Consider the following 15766-nt stretch of genomic DNA (forward strand, 5'->3'; position numbering starts at 1 on the left):
AAACTTTATAATTGACCACTTTGTAGGGGCTACGGGCGCCTCAAGAAGTTGGGACTGCCCGCGCACCTTAATCGATCAAAGATTCTCGTAGCGGTTCATGTCCAGCACACCCTCTTCCACCGGTTCGGTCTCGTGCATGGATTGGCTCAGATCGTGGAAATAGAACCAGAATTGCGGATGACTGCGGCGAATTCCCCAGCGCTCGACGATTTTCTCGAAACGATTGGCGTCCTTGGCGTTTTCCATCGCATCGACAAACTCAGAGACCTGGTCTGCGGGAATGTTGAACATGAAGTTCGGATAGCTGCTCAGCACGCCGGGATAAATGGTCAAGGTATCCAAACCCGGCTGATACCGCAGCGATTCACCAAGCAAAAACGCCACGTTGCTGTGCGCGCGGTTGCGCAACAGGCTGTAAACCTCGCGTTTGCCGCTGGCAGTCTCGATGCGCAACATCGTCGCTTCCGGTAACTGTTCGATAACCTTCAGGCCGGCGGCCGGACGCGATGCCAGGCGACTCAGCGCCTGTTCGGCATTTTGCAATGCAGGATCAATATTCGGCCGCGAGCAATAGGCGCCGTCGCAGCGGTTGATCGGATCAGGCCGCGCGTTGAGATCGCCATAACGCGACAACAATTGCATGGCGAAATCGTACTTCGGATCTTTCTCATCCAGTTTCAGCCCGGTCGGCTTGTCGTCGTCGATGGCTTCGTAATCGAGCCACATCTTGAACTGGCCGCCGCTCTGATACCAATCGTCGAGGTAGTCCTCGCGGGAGTCGGCTGGCATCAGGCGCAGGAAGTTCTGCTCGGCGCCGTTGCGAATCAGGTCGAAATACAGGCGTGTTTGCGCCTGATGTGAGACGTTGCCGAACACATCGAAGTTGACCGCCAACTGGTAATAAGTGCGTTCCAGCAGCGGATAGTCAAACAGCCACATGGTTTGCGGCACCTCGCCGATCAAGCCTTTGGTCACCGAGGCGCTGTCGAAGTGGCGGAAGATGCTCAGCAGCGCGTTGTCGTTGCCGGCCCACAGGGTCGACCAGCTCGGCGCCGGCAAATCGGCATAGCTGTCGCGGCGCAGGGCTTCATATTCGTTACGTTTGTCACGGTAATTGCGCCACAAGCCCAGGACGCTGCCGACATCGTCGTTCTGCCCGGGCATCGCCAGCAACGGTGTGGCCTGGCCGCGATAGTTCGGGTCGGTGATATAGAGGTCATGCTCCGGCGCCTGGAACAGCGCCCAGAAGTTATCGCGGATCACGTCGGTGGCGATCTGGCCACGGCACACCGGACCGCGAATAAACGTGCGGACGAAATATTCGGCGTTATCGAGCATGAACTGATAGCGCGCCTGCGCCGGAATCGCCTCAAACGTGGCAAACGGATTGGCCCGGCTCTGTGGCCCGTAGCCCGGCAAGGCGCTGACTTGCCAGTTGCCGCTGTAGAACAGGCTTTTGACCCGCGCCATCTTCGCCGCGCTCAGCGGATAAGTGATGTGGGTCTTGTGCACGATCACCCCTTGTACCGGCCACAAGCGGTAATACACCTGCGTCCCTGGATCATCGTTGGGGCGACGGGTAGCGATCAGGTCGATCGGCTGACCAGTCGGCGTGCGCGATCGCACCCACTGAAAGTAATGCCCCGGCTCGCCATCCTTGAAATAGATGTGCGCGAGATACCAGTGTTCGAACAACCAGCGCCCGACCAGACTTTGCCGGGCGCCGGGAGTGTTGAGCAGGTTTTCCCACTGGACGATTTGCATCGCCTCTTTGGCGCTCGGCGCCAGGCCTTGTTCGTCAATCGGCGCGCCGGACGCCAGCCAGCGTTGCAGGGTCTGGTATTGCTGATTGGTCAGCCCGGTCACGCCCAGCGGCATGCCCTCTTTCGGGTGAGCACCGGCATAGCCGTCAAACTCGGCGGGCATTGCACACATGTTTTCACGATTGAGGCCGAGCACAATGTCTTCCGGCAATTTGGCGTTGGGCGTCAAAGGAGTTTTGTGCCCCAGCTCCAACATGCGCGCCATCAGCGCGGCCTGACTGCCCTGGGCATCGAGCACCGAATAGAAGCCTTTCTGCTGCCAGGCACGTTTGCCGAAGGCGTCGTAAAACAATCGGGTAGTCGGCGCCGCTTCAGTGCGCTCGCCGTCGTAGACCGGCATCTTGCTTGCGCCACGGCCCACCCCTTCGCCACTGCCCAGATTGAGCTGACAAGCGGAGTCGTAGCACGCATGGCAAGCAACGCACTTCTCGGTGAATATCGGTTGGATATCGCGGCTATAAGAGATCGTGGGCTCTTGCGCAACGGCGCCCCAGCTTAAAAACAGCAACATAGTGCTGATGACGCGGTACGACATGCCCTTGATCCCGATCCTGAAGAAAAACGCCGCGATTCTACAGTATGACGTTCGTACCAACATGAGCGATATTCATGAAAAACCCCTGCATGCTCTAAAAGCGCACAGGTTTGTTATGATCCCGCTCCTTCGTAATGGTCTTTCCGAGTAGTCCACATGTCCGATCGCAGTGTCCGCCTTCAAGCTCTCAAGCAAGCCCTCAAAGAGCGCATCCTGATACTCGACGGCGGTATGGGCACGATGATCCAGAGCTACAAGCTCGAAGAGCAGGATTATCGCGGCAAACGCTTCGCGGACTGGCCGAGTGACGTCAAAGGCAACAACGACCTCTTGGTGATCACCCGTCCGGACGTGATCGGTGGCATCGAAAAAGCTTACCTGGATGCCGGCGCCGACATTCTGGAAACCAACACCTTCAACGCCACGCGCATTTCCATGGCCGACTACGGCATGGAAGAACTGGCTTACGAACTCAACGTAGAAGGCGCGCGCCTGGCACGCAAGATCGCCGATGCCAAGACCGCCGAGAACCCGGACAAGCCGCGTTTCGTCGCCGGCGTGCTCGGCCCGACCAGCCGAACCTGCTCGCTGTCGCCTGACGTCAACAACCCCGGCTACCGCAACGTCACCTTTGATGAGTTGGTTGAAAACTACACCGAAGCCACCAAAGGTCTGATCGAGGGCGGCGCCGACCTGATCCTGATCGAAACCATTTTCGACACCCTCAACGCCAAAGCAGCCATCTTCGCGGTGCAAGGCGTGTTCGAAGAGCTGCACATCGAACTGCCGATCATGATTTCCGGCACCATTACTGACGCCTCCGGCCGCACCCTGTCGGGCCAGACCACCGAAGCGTTCTGGAACTCCGTGGCCCACGCCAAGCCGATTTCAGTCGGCTTGAACTGCGCACTCGGCGCCAGTGAATTGCGTCCGTACCTCGAAGAGCTGTCGAACAAGGCCAGCACCCACGTTTCCGCGCACCCGAACGCCGGCCTGCCGAACGAATTCGGCGAGTACGACGAACTGCCATCGGAAACCGCCAAGGTCATCGAAGAGTTCGCTCAAAGCGGCTTCCTCAATATTGTCGGCGGTTGCTGCGGCACCACGCCGGGGCACATCGAAGCCATCGCCAAAGCCGTGGCCGGTTATGCGCCGCGACAGATTCCGGACATTCCCAAGGCATGCCGCCTGTCGGGTCTGGAGCCGTTTACCATCGATCGCAGCTCGTTGTTCGTCAACGTCGGCGAGCGCACCAACATCACCGGTTCCGCCAAATTCGCCCGTCTGATCCGTGAAGACAACTACACCGAAGCGCTGGAAGTGGCCCTGCAACAGGTCGAGGCCGGCGCGCAGGTGATCGACATCAACATGGACGAAGGGATGCTCGATTCGAAGAAGGCCATGGTGACCTTCCTCAATCTGATTGCCGGTGAGCCGGACATCTCCCGCGTACCGATCATGATCGACTCCTCGAAATGGGAAGTGATCGAAGCCGGCCTCAAGTGCATTCAGGGCAAGGGCATCGTCAACTCGATCAGCATGAAAGAAGGCGTCGAGCAGTTCATCCATCACGCCAAGCTGTGCAAGCGCTACGGCGCCGCCGTGGTGGTGATGGCGTTCGACGAAGCGGGTCAGGCCGACACCGAAGCGCGCAAGAAAGAGATCTGCAAACGCTCCTACGACATTCTGGTCAATGAAGTCGGCTTCCCGCCGGAAGACATCATCTTCGACCCGAACATCTTCGCCGTGGCCACCGGCATCGAAGAACACAACAACTACGCTGTGGACTTCATCAATGCCTGCGCCTACATCCGCGACGAACTGCCGTATGCGCTGACCTCCGGCGGCGTGTCCAACGTGTCGTTCTCGTTCCGAGGCAACAACCCGGTGCGTGAAGCGATTCACTCGGTGTTTCTGCTGTATGCGATCCGCGCCGGCCTGACCATGGGTATCGTCAACGCCGGGCAGCTGGAAATCTATGACCAGATCCCTGTGGAGCTGCGCGACGCCGTCGAAGACGTGGTGCTCAACCGCACCCCGAACGGCACCGACGCCCTGCTCGCCATCGCCGACAAGTACAAGGGCGACGGCAGCGTCAAGGAAGCCGAGACCGAGGAGTGGCGCAACTGGGACGTCAACAAGCGCCTGGAGCATGCGCTGGTCAAGGGCATCACCACACACATCGTCGAAGACACCGAAGAATCGCGCCAGTCGTTCACCCGTCCGATCGAGGTGATCGAAGGTCCGCTGATGTCGGGTATGAACATCGTCGGCGACCTGTTCGGCGCCGGCAAAATGTTCCTGCCGCAAGTGGTGAAATCCGCCCGCGTGATGAAACAGGCCGTAGCGCACCTGATCCCGTTCATCGAACTGGAAAAAGGCGACAAGCCGGAGGCCAAGGGCAAGATCCTCATGGCCACCGTAAAGGGTGACGTGCACGACATCGGAAAGAACATCGTTGGCGTGGTGCTCGGTTGCAACGGCTACGACATCGTCGACCTCGGCGTGATGGTGCCGGCGGAGAAGATCCTGCAAGTGGCCAAAGAGCAGAAATGCGACATCATCGGCCTGTCCGGCCTGATCACGCCGTCGCTGGATGAAATGGTTCACGTGGCCCGCGAGATGCAGCGTCAGGATTTCCATTTGCCGCTGATGATCGGTGGTGCGACCACTTCCAAGGCGCACACCGCCGTGAAGATCGAGCCGAAGTACAGCAACGACGCGGTGGTCTACGTGACCGACGCCTCCCGCGCCGTGGGCGTGGCGACGCAGTTGCTGTCGAAAGAATTGAAAGCCGGGTTTGTCGAAAGAACCCGTGCCGAATACGTCGAAGTGCGCGAGCGCACCGCCAACCGCAGCGCCCGTACCGAGCGCCTGAGCTACGCCGCCGCCATCGCCAAGAAGCCGCAGTTCGACTGGGCGACTTACGAGCCGGTCAAACCGACGTTCACCGGCAGCAAGGTGCTGGATAACATTGATCTCAAGGTGTTGGCCGAATACATCGACTGGACGCCGTTCTTCATTTCCTGGGATCTGGCCGGCAAGTTCCCGCGCATCCTCGAAGACGAAGTGGTCGGTGAAGCCGCCACCTCGCTGTACAAGGACGCGCAAGAGATGCTCGCCAAGCTGATCGACGAGAAACTGATCAGTGCCCGCGCCGTGTTCGGTTTCTGGCCGGCCAATCAGGTGCATGACGACGATATCGAGCTGTACGGTGACGACGGCAAGCCATTGGCCAAGCTGCATCACCTGCGCCAGCAGATTATCAAGACCGACGGCAAGCCGAACTTCTCGCTGGCCGACTTTGTTGCGCCAAAAGACAGCGAAGTGACCGACTATGTCGGCGGCTTCATCACCACCGCCGGCATTGGCGCCGAAGAAGTGGCCAAGGCCTATCAGGACGCCGGCGACGATTACAACTCGATCATGGTCAAGGCTCTGGCCGACCGTTTGGCCGAAGCTTGCGCCGAGTGGCTGCACCAGCAAGTGCGTAAAGAGCACTGGGGTTATGCCAAGGACGAAACCCTCGACAACGAAGCGCTGATCAAAGAGCAATACAGCGGCATCCGACCTGCTCCAGGCTACCCGGCCTGCCCGGATCACACCGAAAAAGCCGCGTTGTTTGCCCTGCTCGATCCCGAGGCACAGGAAATGCGCGCCGGACGCAGCGGTGTGTTCCTCACCGAACACTACGCGATGTTCCCGGCCGCAGCGGTCAGCGGCTGGTATTTCGCCCACCCGCAGGCGCAGTACTTTGCCGTGGGCAAGGTCGACAAGGATCAGGTGGCGAGTTACACCTCGCGCAAAGGTCAGGAGTTGAGTGTGACCGAGCGGTGGTTGGCGCCGAACCTGGGTTACGACAACTAAAAAGATCGCAGCCTTCGGCAGCTCCTGCAGGGTGAACTCATTCCAGTGCAGGAGCTGCCGGAGGCTGCGATCTTTTTTTCAGGGGTTGGCTATGCTTGTCTGACACACACGGCAGACGAGGGATTTATGGACGATCCAGTCGACAACAAACCGCCGAGCTTCTGGCAGATGCTGCACAGCGTGATGGCGGCGGCGTTCGGGGTGCAGAGCGGAAAGAATCGGGCAAGGGACTTCACCCATGGCAAGCCCAGCCATTTCGTGATGTTGGGCATTCTGTTCACTGCGGTGTTTGCCTTGACGCTATTTGCCATCGTCAAACTGGTGGTGCATTTCGCCGGTGTCTGACGCGCTTCAGTGCATCAGGGTCTGCAAGCTGAACGGATAGCGGTACGAGGCCGGGCGCCCCTTGGCCGAGAGCTTGCGGAAATTCACGCCGTAATTCGGCGAGGCACCCATGGCCAGCATTCGCCGGGCGTGGACCTTGTCGATCAGTTGCATCAATGGCAACTGACGATCGCGACCGCCGTACTGCTCCAGATCGACGCCCTGCTCATGATCATGCAGCTCTACCAGCGCCCAGCCACCCAAGGTGAAGTGTCCGCCCAGCAACGCGCTCAAGCGGCCGTCGATCAGTGCCTGCAATGCTGCGGGTGAGGAATTGACCGCGCTGAATAACGCATCTTTGCCTGGGTTCTTGCCAGTCTCGGAAAACGCCCGCATCGCACCAAACGCCATTTCATCATTGGCCGACCACACCAGTGACACGTTCGGATAGCGGGCGAACAACTGTTTCGCCTGTTCATAGGCACGTTGCTGCGTCCAGCCGCTGTAGACCAATTGGCGCAAGCGCACCTGCGGATGCTCGGCCAACGCGCGCTGCATACCGCGCTCCCGCAACTGCGCAGACGGGGTGATCTTCAACCCGGAAAACGCGAGCAGTTCGATAGGCTCATTCCGAGCCACGGGCGGGTGCAGACGAATCAATTCCTTCATCATCAAATACCCGCCCTCCTCGTCGTTCGGCACCAGACTGCCGACCCGGTCGCTGCGTTCGCCCACCAAAGCCTGCTGATCAGACGTCAGGGCGGCATTGACCATGAACAGCTTCACCCCGCTGTTATCGGCCAGACGCAGAATCTGCGGCGCGACATACTGTTCGTTGACGAATATCAGGTAATCAGGACGATTCGGCCCCTGCAACGCAACGCGGGCCTGAGCCAGCGTCAGTTCGGGCTGGCGCTGTGAATAGAGGATTTGTAGATCAATGCCCAGGTCCCGAGCGGCCGCCTGCATGAATTGCGAATAGCTGACCCAGAAGGCTTCCTGGGTCGAGCCCGGATTGAGGAACAGCACCGACTCCGCCCGTGCGCAGGTTGTGAAAAACGCGCCGAACAGCAGCAGACTGAGGTGAAGAAACTTGCACATGAAGCATCCGGGCCCGAGGAAAAATGGCCGCGCATTATAGCCATTCAATCACCGGCTATTGACGCCTGATCCCGTTTTTTGTCCGACAATCGTCGGGGCCGGGCCCGGACGGGTCGTTTACTGATGACTGACCCAGAATACCGCCGTCCCTACTACCAGAATGATCAGGAACAGAATTGCCCAGGCATCAACGCTGCTATCGCTTTTCCTTGCTTTGGTCGGATTGCTCATTGCATCGCCTCTTATCGGTTTTATCGGTGATTGCAGAAAGACTCGTCCACAGTTAAGACGATGATTGTCCGCACGACAAATGTGGATTAGCTAATAACCGTTCTCGTTAGGCGATTTGGTTCTTTACATATACTCAAACATCACTTTTGCGCATAACTGCAAACGGGTATATTGCCCCGGCTCCGTTAGTGAGTGCGCGGCCGTGCGCGCAGAATTGCAGAGGCAAAATCGGACTCCAGCAAGCGAAAACGCAGCGTTTTCCGAGTAGCCCAAGCCTGAGAACAGGACTTATATGTACGTATACGACGAGTACGATCAGCGGATCATCGAGGACCGCGTCAAGCAGTTCCGTGATCAGACCCGACGCTATCTGGCAGGTGAGCTGAGCGAAGAAGAGTTCCGCCCCCTGCGCCTGCAAAATGGCCTGTACATCCAGCGTTTTGCGCCGATGTTGCGTGTGGCAGTGCCTTACGGCCAGCTGACTTCGCGTCAGACCCGCATGATGGCCAAGATTGCCCGTGACTACGACAAGGGCTACGCCCACATCAGTACGCGGCAGAACGTGCAGTTCAACTGGCCGGCGGTGGAAGACATCCCGGACATCCTCGCTGAACTGGCCACCGTGCAGATGCACGCGATCCAGACCAGTGGCAACTGCCTGCGCAACGTCACTACTGACCAGTTCGCCGGTGTCGCCGCCGACGAGGTGATCGACCCACGCCCATGGTGCGAAATCGTCCGTCAGTGGACCACGTTCCACCCGGAATTCGCTTACCTGCCGCGTAAATTCAAGATCGCCGTCAACGGTTCGACCGCTGACCGTGCAGCCATCGAAGTCCACGACATCGGCCTTGAGCCGGTGCACAACGAAACTGGCGAGCTGGGTTTCCGCGTGCTGGTGGGCGGCGGCCTCGGTCGTACCCCGGTAGTCGGCGCGTTCATCAATGAGTTCCTGCCGTGGCAGGACCTGTTGAGCTACCTCGACGCGATCCTGCGGGTCTACAACCGCTACGGCCGTCGCGACAACAAATACAAGGCGCGGATCAAGATCCTCGTCAAGGCACTGACGCCTGAAGTGTTCGCACAGAAAGTCGATGCGGAAATGGAACACCTGCGCGGTGGCCAGACCACGTTGACCGAAGCCGAACTGGATCGCGTCGCCAAGCACTTCGTCGACCCGGACTACAAGGCGCTGGAAAACCAGACTACCCAGTTGGCCGATCTCGATAAAGAACATCCAGGCTTCGCTCGCTGGCGCACCCGCAATACCCTGGCGCACAAGAAGCCGGGTTATGTGGCCGTGACCCTGTCGCTGAAACCGACTGGCGTCGCGCCGGGCGACATCACCGACAAGCAGCTTGACGCCGTCGCCGATCTGGCCGACCGCTACAGCTTCGGTCAACTGCGCACCTCCCATGAGCAGAACATCATTCTGGCCGACGTCGAGCAGAGCCAGTTGTTCACCCTGTGGGGCGAGCTGCGTGAAGGCGGTTTTGCCACGCCGAACATCGGCCTGCTGACCGACATCATCTGCTGCCCGGGCGGTGATTTCTGCTCGCTGGCCAATGCCAAGTCGATCCCGATTGCCGAATCGATCCAGCGTCGTTTCGACGACCTGGACTATCTGTTCGACATCGGCGAACTGGACCTGAACATCTCCGGTTGCATGAACGCCTGCGGTCACCACCACGTCGGCCACATCGGCATCCTCGGGGTGGACAAGAAAGGCGAAGAGTTCTACCAGGTGTCCCTCGGCGGCAGTGCCAGCCGTGACGCGAGTCTGGGCAAGATCCTCGGCCCGTCCTTCGCTCAGGAAGCCATGCCTGACGTCATCTCGAAGCTGATCGACGTGTACGTGGAAAAACGTACCGAAGACGAGCGCTTCATCGACACCTATCAGCGTATTGGCATCGACCTCTTCAAGGAGCGCGTCTATGCAGCGAATCATTAAGAACAACGAAGTCGTCGACGAAACCTGGCATCTGCTGCCGAAGGATTTCAACATCGACGAGATCAGCAACTGTGACGATCTGATCGTGCCATTGCAGCTGTGGCGCGAACATAGCCGTATGCTCAAGGCCCGCGACGGCGGCCTGGGCGTATGGCTGGACGCCGATGAAGAAGCCGAGGAGATTGGTGACGACGTCGCCGATTTCCAGGTGATCGCGCTGAACTTCCCGGCGTTTACCGACGGCCGCAACTACTCCAACGCGCGTCTGCTGCGTGACCGTTACGGTTTCAAAGGTGAACTGCGGGCGATTGGCGATGTGCTGCGCGACCAACTGTTCTACATGCATCGCTGCGGTTTCGACGCCTTCGCCGTACGTCCGGACAAAGATCCCTATGAAGCCCTCGAAGGTCTCAAGGACTTCTCGGTGACCTATCAGGCCGCCACTGACGAACCGCTGCCGCTGTTCCGTCGCCGCTAAGCCTGCGGTTTACTGGACACAAAAAAACGCCGGTCATTGACCGGCGTTTTTTATGCCTGACTGTTTACCAGAAGCGTTGCTGGGTCAAACGACTCCACCAACTCAACAGCACGCGATCGACCGAACCGCTGGCCGCCATGCCAATGCGTTCCTGCAGGCTTTTGCGTTCGGCGTAATGCAGGTGATAAACCTCGGCCTGTTTGGCTTTCTGTGCGAGGTATTCATCGCTGGTCTTGAGTTCATCGACCAATTGCTTGTCCAGCGCCGCGACGCCGAGCCAGACTTCGCCGGTCGCCACGTCATCGATAGCCAGTTGCGGGCGGTAGCGGGCAACGAAGTTCTTGAACAGTTGATGGGTAATGTCGAGGTCTTCCTGAAATTTCTCGCGGCCTTTCTCGGTGTTTTCGCCAAACACGGTCAGGGTGCGTTTGTATTCACCGGCAGTCAGCACTTCGAAATCGATGTCGTGTTTTTTCAGCAAGCGGTTGACGTTGGGCAATTGCGCGACCACGCCAATCGAGCCGAGAATCGCGAACGGCGCGCTGATAATCTTTTCGCCGATGCACGCCATCATGTAGCCGCCGCTCGCCGCGACCTTGTCGATGCACACGGTCAGCGGCACGCCGGCTTCGCGGATTCGCGCCAGTTGCGACGAAGCCAGTCCATAGCTGTGCACCATGCCACCGCCGCTTTCCAGACGCAGGACGACTTCGTCCTTTGGTGTGGCGAGGGTCAGCAGCGCAGTGATCTCATGACGCAGACTCTCGGTGGCCGAGGCTTTGATGTCGCCGTCGAAATCCAGCACAAACACCCGTGGTTTAACCTCAGGCTTTTTCTTCTGTTTCTTCTCGCTTTTTTCGGCCTTGGCCTCGCTCTTGCGCAAGGCTTTGAGCTGATCCTTGTCGAGCAGGGTTTGCTCCAGGCGCTCACGCAGGCCTTTATAGAAATCATTGAGCTTGCTGACCTGCAACTGGCCAGCCGACTTGCGCCGACCCTTGCTGCGCAATGCGGCAAAACTGGCGAGCACCACCAGAATGGCGATCACCAGAGTGACGGTCTTGGCCAGGAAGCTGGCGTATTCGGACAAAAACTCCACAGAGACTCCTTAAAACGATGCGTGGATGTAACACACACGCGGGATGGCTCCAGCATACCCATGCGCTGGCTCGTCGGCCAGCCGTGAAACCTCTGGCAACACGCCTGTAACGGGCATTTCAAACAAGCGTATGTTTTTTCATTGACAGCTCTCCATCATCCTCATAACCTCGCCAAACCTTCAACGTACCGGGATGACGCGGACGTGGGCAGCATCTACTTGATTCGACATGGCCAGGCCTCCTTTGGTGCAGACGACTATGACGTCCTGTCGCCGACCGGTGTGCGCCAGGCAGAAATCCTCGGTCAACACCTCGCCGAACTGGGGATCAGCTTCGATCGCTGCCTCTGCGGTGACCTGCGCCGCCAGCAGCACACGGCTACCAGCGCGCTGGAGCAATTCACCGCAAAAGGCCTGTCGGTGCCAACCCTGGAAACCGATTCCGCGTTCAACGAATTCGATGCCGACGCGGTGATCCGCGCCCTGCTCCCGGCGATGCTCCCGGACGAGCCGGAAGCCCTCGACATCCTGCGCAACGCCGCGCAAAACCGCAGTGAATTCCAGCGCATTTTCGCCCTGATCATCGAGCGCTGGCTGGCTGGCACTTACGACACCCCGGGGCTGGAAAGCTGGCTGGGTTTTGTCGAGAGGGTCCAGGCCGGATTGCACCGGATTCTCGAACAAGCAGAGAAAAACCAGAAAATCGCCGTGTTCACGTCCGGTGGCACCATCACTGCCCTGCTCCACCTCATTACGCAAATGCCTGCCAGACAGGCCTTTGAACTGAACTGGCAAATCGTCAACACCTCGCTCAACCAGTTGAAATTCCGCGGTCGCGAGGTGGCGTTGGCCTCCTTCAACAGTCATGCCCATCTGCAACTGTTGAAGGCCCCGGAACTCATCACTTTTCGCTGAGTCCGGATTACTGTGACCCTTGCTGTAATCAACCAGCTCTTATTACCCAAGAAAGGATCGAACCATGACCTCCGTAGCTGATGCCGTACAAGCAATGAAAGCCAAGTTCAACCCAGCCGCTGCTGCCGGTCTGGATCTGGTCTTCGGTTTCCGCATCGACGAGACCAAAAACTTCTCGCTGATCGTCAAAGACAGCACCTGTGAACTGCAAGAAGGCGAGAACCCGGACGCACAGGTCACTCTGGTGATGGACGGCGAAACCCTGGAAGGCATCGTCGACGGTTCGACCGACGGCATGCAAGCGTTCATGGGCGGCAAACTGCGCGCTGAAGGCGACATGATGCTGGCAATGAAACTGTCCGAGCTGTTCCCTTCGTAAGACTGCAGTTCAGCTTCAAACAAATCCCGCCCTTATGGCGGGATTTTGCGTTTGAGCGCCAAAGAAATTGGCTGACACAACGTTGATCTCGATCACTGGTGTGCGAGCGGTCACTGATTAATCTTCCGGCTCCATCGAAGGCCAGGGAAGGCTCACCGGGAGCCTGCGGCTGATCCCATTCAAGGAAGAATTTTCATGCGACCACTCAACATCATTCTGCTGTCGTCGGCGTTTAACGGCCTGACCCAACGTGCCTGGCTGGACCTGCGTGAAGCTGGGCATTCGCCCAGTGTCGTGGTGTTTACCGACGAGGCCTCAGTGTGCGAGCAGATTGAACACAGCGGCGCCGATCTGGTGGTCTGCCCGTTCCTCAAAGACCGCGTCCCGCAAGCACTGTGGAGCAATACTGAACGCCCGGTGGTGATCATCCATCCCGGCATCGTTGGCGATCGTGGCGCCAGTGCGCTGGACTGGGCGATTACCAACGAGCTGACACGCTGGGGCGTGACGGCGCTGCAAGCGGTCGAGGAAATGGACGCCGGGCCGGTCTGGGCTACCTGCGAATTCAATCTGCCGCCCGGATTGCGCAAATCCGAGTTGTACAACGGTCGAGTCAGTGATGCGGCCATTCGCTGCATTCGCGAAGTGGTGGAAAAATTCGTTGAAGGCTTCGTGCCAGTGGTGCTGGACGACACCGACCCGACAGTACGCGGGCGTTTGCAGCCGAACATGAAGCAGGTTGATCGCAGCTTCAGTTGGCACGATTGCGCACGCTTCATCAAACGCAGCATAGACGCGGCGGACGGCCAGCCCGGCGTGCTGGCAAGCCTGGCCGGCGGGCAGTATTACGTGTACGACGCGCACCTGGACTCGCGCACTGGCATGCCCGGCGAAATTCTCGCGGTGCATGACGATGCGGTGCTGGTCGCGACCGGTGATCAGAGTGTGTGGATCGGCTCGCTGCGGCGCAAACCGCAGCCCGGCGCAGAGACCTTCAAGCAACCGGCGCGGCACGTGCTGGCCGGGCAATTGGTCGATGTACCGACGCTGGACTGGTCGATTGCCAGTCAGCCGTTTAGCGACGAAGCGTATCAGCCGATTCGTTACCGCGAGTCCGGGCATGTCGGCGAGCTGACCTTCGAGTTCTACAACGGCGCCATGAGCACTGAGCAATGCCGGCGCATGGTTGAAGCGTTGCGCTGGGCCAAGTCCCGCGACACTCAGGTGTTGCTGATCAAGGGTGGGCGCGGGAGCTTTTCCAACGGTGTGCATTTGAATGTGATTCAGGCCGCGCAGGATCCGGGCGCTGAAGCCTGGGCGAATATTCAGGCGATCGATGATGTCTGTGAAGAGTTGCTGAGTGCACGGCAACTGGTGGTCAGCGGCGTTACGGGCAATGCCGGCGCCGGTGGCGTGATGCTCGCTCTGGCTGCCGATATCGTGTTTGCCCGGGCCGATATCGTGCTCAATCCGCATTACAAGAGCATGGGCCTGTATGGCTCGGAATACTGGACGTACAGCCTGCCCCGCGCCGTCGGCCCGGCAATGGCCGAGCAGTTGGCTCAAGCGTGTCTGCCGGTGAGTGCCAGCCAGGCGCTGCAACTGGGCATGGTTCAGGAAATCGGCCCGCGTTGCCCTGATGAGTTTTCGTTGTGGTTACTGCAACGGGCCAACAGCGTTTTGAGCGATCCGACTTACGCCGCTGTGCGTGAACGCAAGTCACGGATTGATCAAGTGCTGATCCAGCAATGCCGCGAAAGCGAGTTGCAGGAAATGCAGGAAGACATGCTTTACAACCGCAACGGGTTTGCCGAGAAATGCCGCAATTTTGTTTACAAGCGCAAGGCGTGTGGCACCCCGGCGCGGCTGGTGGAGGATTGGGCGCGGGTGCGTTCGGTCGAGTTGGCCAGTTGAGTCGGTGGTGACCGCTTTCCCCTCACCCTGGCCCTCTCCCGAGGGAGAGGGAACCGAGCCGGTGATATTGGCGATCTAAACCGACCTGAGGGTCTTGCTTTGAATCCATAATCGATTCGATCTTTCAGGTCGATGTGTGACGCAAGACACCTCGGTCAATCCCCTCTCCCTCAGGGAGAGGGTTAGGGTGAGGGGCTTTTGCCTTTACAATGCTCGCCACCTCAAACACCGGCCCGCCCATGGACATCGACCTCGCCCGCACCTTCCTCGAAATCGTCCGCCACGGCAGTCTCGCCGCCGCTGCGCAGAAGTTGTTCGTCACGCAAACGGCTATCACCGCCCGGGTACAAAAGCTCGAAAGTCAGTTGGGCAGTACCTTGTTTGTGCGCAATCGCGCCGGGGCGAAATTGACGCCCAATGGCGAAGCGTTCGTGGTCTACGCCAATCAACTGGTGCAGACCTGGGAAGCCGCCCGCCGCGATTTGCCGCTGCTCGAGGGTTATCACAACGTGCTGCACATCGGCGGTGAAGTCAGCCTGTGCAACCCGTTGATGCTCAGTTGGGCGGCCCAATTGCGCGAGAAAATCCCCGGCCATGCCCTGCGCATGGAAATCCGCGATGGCGAAAACCTGCTGCGCCAACTCGAACTCGGTGTGCTCGACGCCGCATTGGTCTATCAACCGGAATACTGGCCGGGATTGCAGGTCGAGCAGGTGCTGGAAGAAAAACTGATTCTGGTGCGTGCGCCGGATCGGCCCGATCCGTACGTTTACATCGACTGGGGGCCGGACTTCCGCCGTCAGCATGATGCCGCTCTGCCGGAAAAAGCCAAAGCCGCGCTGAGTTTCAATCTCGGCCCGCTGGCCCTGCAATACATCCTCGAAAATGGCGGCAGCGGCTACTTCCGTACGCGCGTAGTGCGCACCTATCTGGAAAGCGGCGCACTGGAACCAGTGACCAAAGCCCCTGAATTCGGCTATCCGACCTATCTGGTGTACTCGCGCGATCGCGACTCGGCGACGCTGCAGCAAGCCTTCAATCTGCTGCGCGAAGTGATCCGCACCGATGACGACTGGTCACAACGCTGGAACCCGTTGAGCTGAGGCTACCGATTTGCCGCGCAGCATGGCGCATGTGGCCTCAAGGTCTGGG

Annotated in this window: 11 protein-coding genes; 8 read left to right on the top strand and 3 right to left on the bottom strand. The window is 59.0% G+C overall.

The genetic code is table 11. The annotated features are described in order from the left end of the window. Positions 1–75: 75 nt before the first annotated feature. Positions 76–2358, bottom strand: a complete 2283-nt coding sequence (locus tag ACA069_RS15860; RefSeq protein ID WP_497614218.1) for a fatty acid cis/trans isomerase — start codon at positions 2356–2358, stop codon at positions 76–78. 156 nt (positions 2359–2514) lie between these two features. Between ACA069_RS15860 and metH the strand changes: the two genes are divergently transcribed. Both metH and ACA069_RS15870 read left to right on the top strand, forming a co-directional pair. Continuing rightward, positions 2515–6225 (top strand): methionine synthase, encoded by a 3711-nt coding sequence (metH, locus tag ACA069_RS15865; RefSeq protein ID WP_497614220.1) that lies wholly within the window; start codon positions 2515–2517, stop codon positions 6223–6225. A 126-nt stretch (positions 6226–6351) separates the two neighbouring features. Further along, positions 6352–6570, top strand: a complete 219-nt coding sequence (locus tag ACA069_RS15870) for a DUF2970 domain-containing protein (RefSeq protein WP_401266795.1) — start codon at positions 6352–6354, stop codon at positions 6568–6570. A gap of 6 nt (positions 6571–6576) precedes the next feature. On the opposite strand, the gene ACA069_RS15875 is transcribed toward ACA069_RS15870, so the two are convergent. Continuing rightward, entirely contained in the window at positions 6577–7650 is a 1074-nt protein-coding gene (locus tag ACA069_RS15875) for an ABC transporter substrate-binding protein (protein ID WP_497614222.1), read from the bottom strand. A gap of 523 nt (positions 7651–8173) precedes the next feature. On the opposite strand from ACA069_RS15875, the gene ACA069_RS15880 reads away from it, so the two are divergent. Both ACA069_RS15880 and ACA069_RS15885 read left to right on the top strand, forming a co-directional pair. Continuing rightward, entirely contained in the window at positions 8174–9832 is a 1659-nt protein-coding gene (locus ACA069_RS15880) for a nitrite/sulfite reductase (RefSeq protein ID WP_497614224.1), read from the top strand. Further along, a complete protein-coding gene (locus ACA069_RS15885) occupies positions 9816–10310 on the top strand; it encodes a DUF934 domain-containing protein (RefSeq protein ID WP_187679813.1) in 495 nt (164 codons plus the stop codon). The genes ACA069_RS15880 and ACA069_RS15885 overlap by 17 nt, the downstream gene beginning before the upstream one ends. Positions 10311–10374: 64 nt before the next feature. Here ACA069_RS15885 and sohB read toward each other — a convergent pair whose 3' ends face one another. Further along, on the bottom strand, positions 10375–11406 hold the full coding sequence (sohB, locus tag ACA069_RS15890; RefSeq protein ID WP_497614226.1) for a protease SohB: 1032 nt from the start codon (positions 11404–11406) through the stop codon (positions 10375–10377). Between the two features lie 204 nt (positions 11407–11610). On the opposite strand from sohB, the gene ACA069_RS15895 reads away from it, so the two are divergent. From ACA069_RS15895 to ACA069_RS15910, 4 genes are all read left to right on the top strand, one after another. Then, positions 11611–12321, top strand: a complete 711-nt coding sequence (locus ACA069_RS15895; RefSeq protein WP_497614228.1) for a histidine phosphatase family protein — start codon at positions 11611–11613, stop codon at positions 12319–12321. A 64-nt stretch (positions 12322–12385) separates the two neighbouring features. Further along, positions 12386–12700, top strand: coding sequence for an SCP2 sterol-binding domain-containing protein (locus ACA069_RS15900; RefSeq protein WP_103302367.1), 315 nt, complete (start codon positions 12386–12388; stop codon positions 12698–12700). 195 nt (positions 12701–12895) lie between these two features. Then, on the top strand, positions 12896–14614 hold the full coding sequence (locus tag ACA069_RS15905; protein WP_497614230.1) for a hydrogenase maturation protein: 1719 nt from the start codon (positions 12896–12898) through the stop codon (positions 14612–14614). Positions 14615–14853: 239 nt separating this feature from the next. Further along, positions 14854–15717, top strand: a complete 864-nt coding sequence (locus ACA069_RS15910) for a LysR family transcriptional regulator (protein WP_497618256.1) — start codon at positions 14854–14856, stop codon at positions 15715–15717. The last annotated feature ends 49 nt before the right edge of the window (positions 15718–15766 follow it).

The sequence above is a fragment of the Pseudomonas sp. LBUM1652 genome (assembly GCF_059716105.1).

What these genes read in the sequence shown, in the direction of transcription:
- ACA069_RS15905 (WP_497614230.1), top strand. Translation starts at nt 12,896, where the DNA reads ATGCGACCACTCAACATCATTCTGCTGTCGTCGGCGTTTAACGGCCTG.
- ACA069_RS15885 (WP_187679813.1), top strand. Translation starts at nt 9,816, where the DNA reads ATGCAGCGAATCATTAAGAACAACGAAGTCGTCGACGAAACCTGGCAT.
- ACA069_RS15870 (WP_401266795.1), top strand. Translation starts at nt 6,352, where the DNA reads ATGGACGATCCAGTCGACAACAAACCGCCGAGCTTCTGGCAGATGCTG.
- ACA069_RS15910 (WP_497618256.1), top strand. Translation starts at nt 14,854, where the DNA reads ATGGACATCGACCTCGCCCGCACCTTCCTCGAAATCGTCCGCCACGGC.
- metH (WP_497614220.1), top strand. Translation starts at nt 2,515, where the DNA reads ATGTCCGATCGCAGTGTCCGCCTTCAAGCTCTCAAGCAAGCCCTCAAA.
- ACA069_RS15880 (WP_497614224.1), top strand. Translation starts at nt 8,174, where the DNA reads ATGTACGTATACGACGAGTACGATCAGCGGATCATCGAGGACCGCGTC.
- ACA069_RS15900 (WP_103302367.1), top strand. Translation starts at nt 12,386, where the DNA reads ATGACCTCCGTAGCTGATGCCGTACAAGCAATGAAAGCCAAGTTCAAC.
- ACA069_RS15875 (WP_497614222.1), bottom strand. Translation starts at nt 7,650, where the DNA reads ATGTGCAAGTTTCTTCACCTCAGTCTGCTGCTGTTCGGCGCGTTTTTC.
- ACA069_RS15860 (WP_497614218.1), bottom strand. Translation starts at nt 2,358, where the DNA reads ATGTCGTACCGCGTCATCAGCACTATGTTGCTGTTTTTAAGCTGGGGC.